Source organism: Flagellimonas lutimaris (genome assembly GCF_003581615.1).
GTDB lineage: Bacteria > Bacteroidota > Bacteroidia > Flavobacteriales > Flavobacteriaceae > Flagellimonas > Flagellimonas lutimaris.
In genome coordinates this window covers 141272-153086 of the sequence record NZ_QXFH01000064.1, presented here as the reverse complement: position 1 = coordinate 153086, position 11815 = coordinate 141272, and the positions used below count along the sequence as shown (strand labels likewise).

The 11815-nt window shown below is 42.5% G+C and carries 7 protein-coding genes; 6 read left to right on the top strand and 1 reads right to left on the bottom strand.

All coding sequences use genetic code 11. From position 1 onward, the window contains the following. Positions 1 to 5 precede the first annotated feature (5 nt). The 6 genes from D2V08_RS02970 to pbpC all read left to right on the top strand — a co-directional run bounded on the left by D2V08_RS02970 (position 6) and on the right by pbpC (position 10493). A complete protein-coding gene (locus D2V08_RS02970; RefSeq protein ID WP_119606622.1) occupies positions 6 to 605 on the top strand; it encodes a LemA family protein in 600 nt (199 codons plus the stop codon). A gap of 3 nt (positions 606 to 608) precedes the next feature. After that, positions 609 to 1046 carry a TPM domain-containing protein gene (locus D2V08_RS02965; protein ID WP_119606621.1) on the top strand — a complete coding sequence of 146 codons (438 nt, stop codon included), beginning with the start codon at positions 609 to 611 and terminating at the stop codon, positions 1044 to 1046. Beyond that, positions 1027 to 1815: a TPM domain-containing protein gene (locus D2V08_RS02960; RefSeq protein ID WP_119606620.1), complete on the top strand. Its 789-nt coding sequence runs from the start codon at positions 1027 to 1029 to the stop codon at positions 1813 to 1815. Before D2V08_RS02965 ends, D2V08_RS02960 begins: the two co-directional genes overlap by 20 nt. Before the next feature lie 54 nt (positions 1816 to 1869). Beyond that, positions 1870 to 2361 carry a hypothetical protein gene (locus tag D2V08_RS02955; protein WP_119606619.1) on the top strand — a complete coding sequence of 164 codons (492 nt, stop codon included), beginning with the start codon at positions 1870 to 1872 and terminating at the stop codon, positions 2359 to 2361. Positions 2362 to 2552: 191 nt separating this feature from the next. Beyond that, positions 2553 to 8114, top strand: coding sequence for an alpha-2-macroglobulin family protein (locus tag D2V08_RS02950; protein WP_119606618.1), 5562 nt, complete (start codon positions 2553 to 2555; stop codon positions 8112 to 8114). Positions 8115 to 8120: 6 nt separating this feature from the next. Further along, a complete protein-coding gene (pbpC, locus tag D2V08_RS02945; protein ID WP_119606617.1) occupies positions 8121 to 10493 on the top strand; it encodes a penicillin-binding protein 1C in 2373 nt (790 codons plus the stop codon). On the opposite strand, the gene der is transcribed toward pbpC, so the two are convergent. Continuing rightward, positions 10494 to 11795 (bottom strand): ribosome biogenesis GTPase Der, encoded by a 1302-nt coding sequence (gene der, locus D2V08_RS02940; protein WP_119606616.1) that lies wholly within the window; start codon positions 11793 to 11795, stop codon positions 10494 to 10496. Positions 11796 to 11815 lie beyond the last annotated feature (20 nt).

The following is an 11815-nucleotide window of genomic DNA, read 5'->3' as shown; positions in this document are numbered from 1 at the left end:
GGAAAATGAAAAAATGGTTAATCCCCTTAATTATTGTTGTGGTCATTGTCTTTGGTCTCTACCGATGGGCAGTTGGTTTCAACAACACAGCCGTACAGTATGAAGCTGATGCCAAAACAGCATGGTCCAATGTGGAAAGCTCCTATCAAAGAAGAAACGACCTCATAGGAAATTTGGTTAAAACCGTTCAAGGTGCTGCCGATTTTGAAAGAGGCACTTTGACCGATGTTATCGAGGCGCGCGCCAAGGCAACCTCTACCAATATTGACGCAAACAACATTACTCCGGAACAATTGGCCGAATTTCAACAGGCGCAAACCGGCTTGTCCTCTGCTCTTTCCAGATTATTGGTTACGGTAGAACGATATCCCGAATTAAAGGCCAATCAAAACTTTTTGGAATTGCAATCCCAGTTAGAGGGTACAGAGAACAGAATCAATGTAGCAAGGGACAGGTACAATGAAAAAGTGAATATTTATGATGTTCACACCTCAAAATTCCCTGGAAAAATACTTGCTGGATGGTTTGGTTTTGAGGAAATGCCCAGATATCAAGCAGATCCAGGTTCCGAAAACGCTCCTGATGTGAACTTCGAATTCAACTAGATTATGTCGCACGTAGAGGAGTTTTTAACTGCTGAGGAAGAAAGTGATATTGTTGAGGCCATTGTTGAAGCTGAGAAAAATACTTCTGGCGAAATAAGGGTACACATTGAGGCATCTGCCAAAATTGACCATTTTAGTCGGGCACAGCAGATTTTCCACTTTCTTAAAATGGATAACACCAAAGAAGGCAACGGTGTACTCATCTATGTAGCTGTGGACGACCGAAAATTTGTGATTTACGGGGGGCAAGGTATAGACCGGGTTGTCCCCAAAGGGTTTTGGGACACTACCAAAGACGTAATTGCTTCTCACTTTAAAAAAGGAAATTTTAAACAAGGTATCACCGAAGGCATCCTAATGGCCGGCAATGAACTTGAAGCTCATTTTCCTTGGGACCATGATGACACCAATGAACTGAACGATGCGATATCCAAAGGGTAGTTTTTTACTGGTTTTTTTATGGGCTTCCCTAGCATGGGGACAGTTTACCATACCCGAAAAACCGCAAAAACAAACCAGTGTTTATGACTATGTGAACCTATTATCTCCTTCACAGAGCAGTGCACTGGAACAAAAACTCATTCGATATTCGGACAGTACCTCTACCCAAATTGTTATTGCAATAATAAGTTCAACCGAAGGTGAGAACATCAATTATTTAGGTGCACAATGGGGGCAAAAATGGGGTATTGGACAAGCCGATGAAGACAATGGCGTTCTTGTGCTCCTTGCCAAGGACGATCGAAGAATTGCAATCAACACGGGCTATGGTGTAGAGGGAAGTCTAACCGATTTGATGTCCAAGCGCATTATAGAATCCATAATTATCCCAGAATTTAAAAGAGGCGATTATTATAGTGGATTAGACAAGGGATCGGATGCCATTTTTAAAGTACTTACCGGGGAATTTACCGAAGACCGAACTTTTGGAAATGGGAAACCATTTCCGATTGATGCCATTTTCCCATTAATCATTTTTATCGTTATCATCATCATTTTATGGAGCCGCAAAAATAAAGGTGGCGGACGTAATGGCGGGCGAAGAGGACGTGGACTCGATATTTGGGATATGATCATTCTGAGCAATATGGGTCGTAGCTCTGGCTCTTCCGGTGGTTTTGGAAGCGGAGGCTTCGGCGGAGGCGGAGGTTTTGGTGGAGGCTTCGGTGGAGGCGGTTTTGGGGGCGGTGGTGCCTCTGGTGGATGGTAAATCAGTTACAAAGCAACCTAAACATCATGTTGTCATCTTTTTGGCAAATACGTTATGCCAAAAAATTTCCTTGTATTGTTTATTACGGTTTTGTTTATCTCATGTAAATCGGATGATGATTCCATAGATTTGAATTGTGCTGCAGTACTTTGTGCAGCGGTTGATGACACAATCTATCTTCAATTTCTAAATCCCGAAAATGATGCCGATTTATTGAGCGATGAAAGCATCGATGCCAATCTTATAGAGATTGTCAATCAAAAAAAACAAGAAATAGCATTTACAGTTGAAGAATATCCTAATATGGGAACATTTTTGGCCATTCCTGTTTCAACGGAATCATTCGGACAAAAATCCTTGACAATAGATTTTGATGAAGGTGATTCATTTACAGTGGATTTTGAAACAAGTTTCTCTGAGGGTGGGGAATGTTGCGGTCCCTATACTATTGTAGAACGTTTTGATATAGACAACCACTCTTATGACTTGATGGAACCTTCCCAGCTTCCAGTATTTAGCAAAGTCTATATTACAAACCTCTATTAAAACCTTATAAGCCTAGGGACAATCAATATCTGACCCTTAAAATTACATTCGGGCAAATACAAAAAGAAAACAGCCTTGGGTTTCCATTGATAAACTCAAACCGACCATCCATCAACTTTAAGCTTACCACTGGCTAATTTTAATTATCTTGCTATAGTTCCTTTTTGATAAATTTAAACACTCTCTTCCGCATGTCTCGGTCTTACAAAACACTTCTAATTTCCTTGATGATAGTTATAGTTTCCTGTAAAAAAAAGAATGGTCCATCTGAAACCGATAATCTTTTTAAGTTCAAGGACTACATCAGTTATCACACAAACGGGAACCAAAGTATTTCCAAACCCATTACCATTGCCTTGGCCCAACAACTGGAGCAGTTTGAATTGACTCAAGAATTACCATCAGAGTATTTGGACATTTCACCAAAGGTGGACGGTGATTTAATAATCGAAAATGGCAGAGAGCTTATATTTCAACCTACGGAGTATTTAAAATCCAACACGGAATATACCATCAATTTGAAACTCAACAAACTCTTTGATGATATTGATAGCGAATTTAAAACCTACACCTTCAGCTTTAAGACCATTGCCCCCAACTTTAGAATCAATCTGGGGGATTTACAATCCTACAGCAAAGATTGGCAATACCTCACGGGAACTTTAGATGCTTCGGATATTCTTGATGCATCAAAAATAAATACCGTCCTTTCCGTTCAACAAGGAGACAAAAACATTCCCGTAAAATGGGGCAATACAACTGAAAACGCACAATACTTCAGTTTTAAAATTGACAGTATCTCCAGAAAAACAGATGATAGTAAACTCACGATAAATTGGACAGGAGACCCCTATAATATCGACAACGAAGGCTCGGGGACCTACCCAATTCCGGGTAAAAACAAATTTGTGATTGTTGACGCCAAAACAACATCCGCTCCCAATGCCGTACTTACTTTAAACTTTTCAGAACCCTTAAAACAAGATCAAAACCTAAACGGTCTGGTAACCATTGAAAATGCTGAAAGTGTACGATACGAAATCAATGGAAACGTGCTGAGTGCTTATCCTTCCAACCGAATTTTGGGAGAGGTTCGTGTAAATGCATTTCAAGGTATTAAAAGTGAATATGGTTTTACTCTGAAGAACAACTTTTCCGAACTAGTTTCCTTTGAGCAGCTAAAACCTGCGGTGCGACTTATTACCAAGGGAACCATTTTGCCCAACGCAGCGTCCACACCCATTTATTTTGAAACGGTCAATCTTTCAGCAGTCGAAGTTCGGGTCATCCAAGTGTATGAAAACAACATGTTGCAATACCTACAAAACTACGACCTAACGGAAAATTACAATCCTGATTTCAGGCCTGTGGGTCGAAGAGTGGCTTACAAAGTTATTCCATTGACCGAAGATGGAAAGGAAAATACCAGCTACTGGCAGGCACATGGTTTGGATTTGTCAGAATTAATCAAAATACATCCTGGCTCGTTGTATCGGGTCGAATTCGGTTTTAAGAAGGAACACACCTCTTACGATTGTGGTGATGGTGCAGAAACTGAAGAAGCAAAAACCGAATATGCATTGGAACAAAGTTCTGATGAAGCCTCAGAAGAAGAACGCTATTGGGATAATGAAATCTACAATTACAGAAACTATGATTATAATTGGGAAGAGCGCGACAACCCCTGTCATTCCGCTTACTACAATTACGATAGAATAGCCGCCACCAATCTATTGGGAAGCGATTTGGGACTTATCGTCAAAAAAGGAAGTAACCGTTCCCATCATTTTGCCGTGACCAACTTGCTCACAACCCAACCCGTAGCCGGTGCCAAAATAAAGCTTTACAATTACCAGCAGCAACTAATCGGCGAGACCACTACCGATGCTAAAGGTCTATCCGTTTACGATAGCGACGAGGGCATTGCCTTTGCCGTCGCGGAAAACAACAACAATTTTGCCTACGCCAAACTTGCGGATGGAAACGCATTGTCCCTAAGTAAATTTGATGTTTCCGGGGAGCAGCTGCAAAAAGGTTTACAAGGCTATTTGTATACCGAAAGAGGAGTGCACCGACCAGGCGATGTTATCCATTTAACCTTTGTTTTGGATGATAATGCAAATCCTTTGCCCAAAGGGCACCCCGTAGCATTGGAGGTCAGTGATGCACGAGGAAAGTTGGTACAGCGCAATGTGCTCAAAGAAGGAAGCATTCCCGTTTCGGATGGGTTATATGCCAAAAAAGAAAAGAGTTTCTACTATTTCCCCATTCCAACGCAAGCTGCGGCCCCAACAGGAAATTGGACGGCCAAAGTGATTGTGGGCGGTGCACAATTCAGTAAAACCTTAAAAGTGGCCACGGTAAAGCCCAACCGACTAAAAGTTGACTTCGCTTTTGATAACGAAGTATTGGAAGCAAATTCCTTTATTAGGGGAAAAGCCGAAGTGAAATGGCTGCACGGAGCTCCCGCCCGAAACCTGAAAATTGATATCAATGCCACTTTGAGCCAGACTTCGACCGCCTTTCCAAACTATAAAAATTATATTTTCCAAGACCCTGCTCGCACTTTCAATGAGACTGAACTGCAATGGATTTCATCAAATTTGGATGCCAATGGCGAGTTGGACATCAATAAAAAAATAGAAATTAATGGCAATGCTCCTGGAATGTTGAAGGCAACCTTCACCACCAAGGTTTTTGAAGGTGGTGGAGATTTTTCCATTGATGTGTTCTCCAAAAATTTGGCGCCATTTTCAAATTTTGTGGGACTACGTTCTCCAGAGGCAAAACAATACGGCTCTTTCCTAACCGACGACAACAATACATTTGATGTGGTAACCGTCGATGCCCAAGGAAATCCATCAGGCAACCGAAAACTAAAAGTGCAGGTGTTTAAAATTGAATGGCGCTGGTGGTGGAACCGGGGCTACGACAATTTATCTCGCTATGAAAATGCTACCGTCCACCGACCTTATAAAGAAATGAATATAACTACGGGAAGTAATGGCAAGGCTAATTTCAATATCAATGTTCCCGATGAGCAAGGAGGTCGTTACCTGATTCGTGTTATCGATGAAGTTTCTGGTCACGCCACGGGACGAACGGCCTATTTTTATCGCAATTGGTGGCGAAGACCCGCATCTGCTGATGCCGAGAGTTCCAAAATTCTGATTTTCTCCACCGACAAGGAAAAATACATACTTGGTGAAGAAGCAATTGTCACTTTCCCATCAGATAAGGGTGGACGTGCTTTAGTGAGCATCGAAAATGGAACCGAAGTATTGTCGCAACAATGGATTGAAACCTCTGCCAAAGAAACCAAGGCAACCATTCCCATCACATCGGAAATGGCTCCGAATGCTTATGTGAATATTTCCTTGTTGCAACCGCACAGTCAGATTAAAAATGACCTGCCCATCCGATTGTACGGTGTGGTTCCGCTGTTGGTAGAAAACCCAGCGACCTTTTTGGAACCAGAAATCAGTATGCCCGATGTTTTGGAACCAGAAGAATCTTATAAGGTCACTGTATCCGAAGCCAGCAAAAAACCAATGACCTATTCATTGGCCGTGGTCGACGAAGGGCTTTTGGACCTTACCCGATTTAGCACACCGGATATTCACAGTTCGTTCTATTCCAGACAAGCATTGGGCGTCAAGACTTTTGATATTTTTGATGATGTAATGGGCGCTTATTCTGTAAGTGTCGATAATATTTACGCTATTGGCGGCGGTGGCATTGGCGCGGGCGCCAAAAACCGAAAAGCACAACGATTTAAACCTGTGGTCACTTATTTGGGCCCATTTACCCTGAAGGCTGGAGAAAAAGCATCACACACCATCAATATGCCCAATTATGTAGGTTCGGTGCGGACAATGGTAGTCGCCGGAAATCAAACTAGTGCCTACGGAAATGCAGAAAAAACAACTCCTGTTCGTAAACCTTTGATGGTTTTGACCTCTATTCCAAGAAAATTATCCCCTGGTGAGACCGTGACCATCCCTGTAACTGTTTTTGCGATGGAACCTAAAGTAAAAAACGTAAAGGTTAGTATTGATGCTGGAAATGCATTGGAACCTACCAACGGTACTTCCAAAAACATCACCTTCAATACGGTTGGGGAACAAATCGTGAATTTTGACTTTAAAGTCAATCCAACAACATCTTTCCAAACTATAAAAGTTACCGCTTCAAGTGCAGGTGAAAGTGCCAGTAACGAAACGGAAATTGATGTGGAAAACCCTAACCCTATCACTACCAAAAGTGAATTGTACACGCTCGACCCCAACGGGTCGCAGAACATTTCGATGGAAACTTTTGGAACATCAGGTACGAACGAGGCATTTATTGAGTTTTCCACACTACCCCCGATGGACTTCTCCAAACGGATGGATTATTTGTTGCGCTATCCTCACGGATGTGTAGAACAAACAACTTCGGCTGCATTCCCTCAATTGTTTTTGGCCAATGTGCTCGACATCACCTTTGACAAAAAGAAAGACATCGAGAAAAACATAAAGGCCGCCATCGACAGACTTGGTGATTTTCAAATTCCCAATGGCGGATTGAGCTACTGGCAAGGTTATGGCAATGCCGATGATTGGGGCACTTCCTACGCAGGACATTTTATGTTGGAAGCAAAAAAAGAAGGCTATCAACTACCGTTGACCTTTCTAAGCAATTGGCTCAGATATCAAAAGAATGCCGCACGTCAATGGAGCAATCAGAGCACCTATTACAATAACGATATTTCACAGGCTTATAGATTGTACACGCTGGCATTGGCACAGCAACCCGAACTGGCCGCAATGAACCGTTTACGGGAAACCGAAAACCTTAGCAATGAGGCCAAATGGAGATTGGCAGCCGCTTATGCCTTAGTTGGTAAAAAAGAGGTGGCCCAGGCCATAGCACAAAAGGCCAATATCAACTTTAAGCCCAATAATTACAATTATAGAACCTATGGTTCCGTTTTCAGAAACCGAGCTATGGCATTGGAAACAATGGTGATACTGGGTGATTCCCAACAAAGGGAATTGGCCGTTTCCTTGGCCAAAAACTTGTCGTCCCAAAGATGGTACAGCACCCAAGAAACTGCTTTTGCCCTCTTGGCAATGTCTAAAATGGTAATGAAAAATGGTGGTAGGTCCATCGACCTCACCTTTACCAACAATGGAAAAGAAGTTGCTGTAAAAACGGATAGGGCCATTGCACAGCGAGAACTCTCCGTCACTTCCTTTAAAGAAGAAATTGAGTTGAAAAACAACCAAGTCAACATCATTTATGCTACCCTTACCCAAAATGGAAAATTACCTATTGGTGAGGAATTGGCACAACAACAAAACCTAAGGTTATCGGTAAATTATGTGGATCCATTGGGGAATTCCCTTAATGTAGGTGAACTAAGGCAAGGAACAGAACTTCAGGCACAGGTCACTATTTTTAATAGTTCGGATGATTATATCGACAATATTGCGCTTACCCATATTGTACCTAGCGGATGGGAAATTGTGGATACTTCTTTTGCTGGCGGAAGCGATACGAATACTTCCGAAGCGGATTATGTGGACACCAGAGACGACCGCACCCACTTGTATTTTGATTTGGACGCTAAAAGTTCCAAGGTATTTGCCATCAAATTGAATGCATCTTTCCTGGGGGATTATTATTTACCTGGAGCCCAAACCGAAGCGATGTACGATAACAACTATCAAGCCCGAAACAAAGGACAATGGGTAAGAATAGTTCAGTAAGGTTGAATGAATAAATTTTTATCGCCAGTAAAAAGAATCCTAGTCAACCATAAGATCAAGGTCGGTGTATTTTTCATCATATTGATTTTATGGTTGTTTTGCCTGCCCCAAAATCTCTTCGAAGACCCTACCTCCACAGTTGTGGACAGTTCCGAGGGTGTGCTCATAGGTGCACGTATTGCAGATGATGGTCAATGGCGGTTCCCTCAGATTGATTCCGTTCCCGAACGCTTCAAACAGAGTATTCTACATTTTGAGGATGAGTATTTTTACCAACACCCTGGCTTCAACCCTATTTCCATCATTAAAGCCATTGGGCACAATCTTAATAAAGAGACTCGAAGGGGTGGCAGTACCATCACACAGCAGGTCATCCGTTTGAGCAGAAAAAACCAAAGCAGAACCTATTGGGAAAAACTCATTGAAGTATTTATGGCCACTCGGCTGGAATTTCGGTACTCGAAGGAGGAAATTTTAAAACGCTACGCCTCCCACACACCGTACGGGGGCAATGTGGTGGGTTTGGAGACGGCTGCGTGGCGTTATTTTGGAATTCCTGCACACGAACTAAGCTGGGGACAATCTGCCGCTTTGGCGGTTTTACCCAACGCACCTGCGCTTATTTTCCCTGGAAGAAACGAACAAGCCTTTTTAGACAAACGGAACCGTTTATTGAAGAAATTATGGGAGAAAGAAATTATCGGCCAAACCACTTATGAACTGGCCATTGACGAGCCACTTCCACAAAAGCCTTTTCCTCTTCCAGATCTCGCACCCCATCTTACCGAGCGTATCCGAAACGAGCATCCGGGCGAACGTGTGACCACTTCACTTCAACGGCCATTGCAGCAACGATTGAACCTTTTGGCCGAACGGCATTATCAGCAATTGCAAGGCAATGAAATACATAATCTGGCCATTTTGGTGCTTGATGTGGAAACACGAAAAGTTTTGGGGTATGTAGGGAATTCTCCTTCGGATGAAACACACGCCAACTATGTGGACATCATTACCAAAAAAAGAAGTACCGGTAGCACGTTGAAGCCTTTCCTATTTGCTTCATTGTTGGATGAAGGTCAATTGCTGCCCCATAGCTTAGTGGAGGATGTTCCAACGGTGATCAACGGATATCATCCCCAAAATTTTAATTTGAAACACGTAGGAGCCGTACCTGCCAGCAAAGCGCTTTCCCGTTCGTTGAATGTACCTGCAGTTCGGTTATTACGAGAATATGGGCTTCAAAAATTCTATAACAAATTGTACAAAATGAAAATGAAGTCCTTGGATAGACCTTCATCCTATTATGGACTATCCTTGATTCTCGGTGGTGCCGAAAGTTCCCTTTGGGAAGTCACTTCGACTTATGCCTCTATCGCTTCCAGTTTGAATTATTTTTCAGCTCATTCCAGCACTTACAGAACTAAAGAATTTACAGAAGCTACCTATTTGCAAAATGAGTCCAAAGATTTTGGGGAAGAACAGTTTGACCCATTGGTTTTGGGTGCAGGAGCCATCTTCAGTACTTTTCAATCGATGTACGAGGTCAACCGTCCAGACGGTGATGAAAATTGGCGGTTTTTTGATTCTTCCCAACCCATTGCTTGGAAAACTGGAACCAGTTTTGGTTTTAAAGATGCTTGGGCGGTGGGAGTTACGCCAAAATATGCGATTGGGGTTTGGGCGGGCAATGCCGATGGAGAAGGCAGGCCTGGACTTACAGGAATAACCGCCGCTGCCCCCCTTTTATTTGATGTTTTGGATGCGCTCCCAAACAGTGGTTGGTTCCAAGAACCTTTTGATGACCTTATTGAGATTGAGGTTTGTGAACAAAGTGGATATCGAGCCTCTGTGTATTGCGATGATATCAAAAAAGAATGGGTACCTACCCACGGCATCCGAAGTGCTCCATGTCCTTATCATCAACAGGTATTTTTGGATGCTTCTGAACAATTTAGGGTGAATTCCGAATGTTATCCGTTAGAAGATATGATTGCGAAAAATTGGTTGGTTCTCCCTCCCATTTTGGAATATTACTACACTTCTTCCAATCCAAATTATAAACCTTTACCACCTTATCTGGAGGGTTGCTCGGTTTTGGAAAACAATTTGATGGAATTCATCTATCCAAAAAAAAATGAAACTGTTCTGCTTCCAAAAGATTTGGGCACAAAAACGTCAGAAATTATTTTAAAATTGGCCCATCAACAATCCAATGCCATTATTTATTGGTATCTGGATGAAACTTTTGTGGGCAAGACCGAAAACTTCCACGAGCTCATTTTGAACATCGAATCTGGGGAATATATGCTTACCGCTGTTGATAATCAGGGCAACCGAATTCAGCAGGCAGTAAAAGTAAGGTCAGCTTCGCACGAATAATTATTTCTTCCGCATAAAAATGGTCATCGGAACTCCGGTAAAATCAAAATTCTGCCTGATTTTGTTCTCCAAAAACCGTTTATAAGGATCCTTCACATACTGTGGCAAGTTGCAGAAAAAGGCAAATTGCGGGTATGGGGTGGGCAATTGGGTGCAAAATTTGATCTTCACGTATTTCCCTTTGGTTGAAGGCGGTGGTGTTTTTTCAATAATAGGCAGCATAATATCATTCAACTTTCGGGTTGGAATCCGCTTTGAACGGTTCTTATATACCTCCACGGCAGTTTCTATTGCTTTATAAATACGCTGCTTGTTCATCACCGAAACAAAAAGAATCGGCACGTCTTCAAAAGGTGAAATTATCTCTTTTATTTTGGCCGTGTACTCCTTTACAGAATTGGTTTCCTTTTCGACCAAATCCCATTTATTCACCAAAATCACAATTCCCTTATTGTTACGTTGCGCGAGCCAGAATATATTTTGTACCTGTCCATCAAAACCTCTGGTGGCATCCAACATCACAATACATACATCACAATGTTCTATGGCACGGACGGAACGCATAACAGAGTAAAACTCCAAGTCCTCCTTAACTTTGGCCTTACGTCGAATACCTGCCGTGTCCACCAGATTGAATTCAAATCCAAAACGATCATACTTGGTATCGATACTATCCCGTGTAGTTCCAGCAATATCGGTTACAATGTACCGGTCCTCACCTATCAACGCATTGATAAAGGACGATTTTCCTGCATTGGGTCTTCCCACCACCGCAAAACGAGGCAATTCGCTTTCTTCTTCTTTCTCTTCCGGAAGTACTTTAACAAGGGCATCCAACAATTCTCCCGTACCACTACCATTAATACTCGACAGGGTATAGTATTCGCCCAATCCCAAGGAATAAAATTCCACGGCATCGGCCATACGTTTGCTATTATCAACCTTATTTACGGCCAAAAAGGTAGGTTTATCGACTCTTCGCAACAATTTGGCGACATCTTCATCCATTCCCGTTACGCCAGATTCAACGTCAACCATAAAAATGATGGCATCGGCCTCATCAATGGCCAATTCAACTTGTTTGTCGATTTCCTTTTCGAAAACATCGTCGCTACCTACTACGTAACCACCAGTGTCAATCACGGAAAACTCCTTACCGTTCCAATCGCTTTTTCCGTAATGACGGTCTCGCGTAACACCGCTAACGGCATCCACTATCGCCTCACGGCGCTGAATGAGTCGGTTAAAAAAGGTGGACTTCCCAACATTGGGTCTTCCTACAATGGCTACGATAGCTCCCATCAGGTTTAATTTTTGGCAAA

What these genes read in the sequence shown, in the direction of transcription:
- D2V08_RS02960 (WP_119606620.1), top strand. Translation starts at nt 1,027, where the DNA reads ATGCGATATCCAAAGGGTAGTTTTTTACTGGTTTTTTTATGGGCTTCC.
- pbpC (WP_119606617.1), top strand. Translation starts at nt 8,121, where the DNA reads ATGAATAAATTTTTATCGCCAGTAAAAAGAATCCTAGTCAACCATAAG.
- D2V08_RS02970 (WP_119606622.1), top strand. Translation starts at nt 6, where the DNA reads ATGAAAAAATGGTTAATCCCCTTAATTATTGTTGTGGTCATTGTCTTT.
- D2V08_RS02955 (WP_119606619.1), top strand. Translation starts at nt 1,870, where the DNA reads ATGCCAAAAAATTTCCTTGTATTGTTTATTACGGTTTTGTTTATCTCA.
- D2V08_RS02950 (WP_119606618.1), top strand. Translation starts at nt 2,553, where the DNA reads ATGTCTCGGTCTTACAAAACACTTCTAATTTCCTTGATGATAGTTATA.
- D2V08_RS02965 (WP_119606621.1), top strand. Translation starts at nt 609, where the DNA reads ATGTCGCACGTAGAGGAGTTTTTAACTGCTGAGGAAGAAAGTGATATT.
- der (WP_119606616.1), bottom strand. Translation starts at nt 11,795, where the DNA reads ATGGGAGCTATCGTAGCCATTGTAGGAAGACCCAATGTTGGGAAGTCC.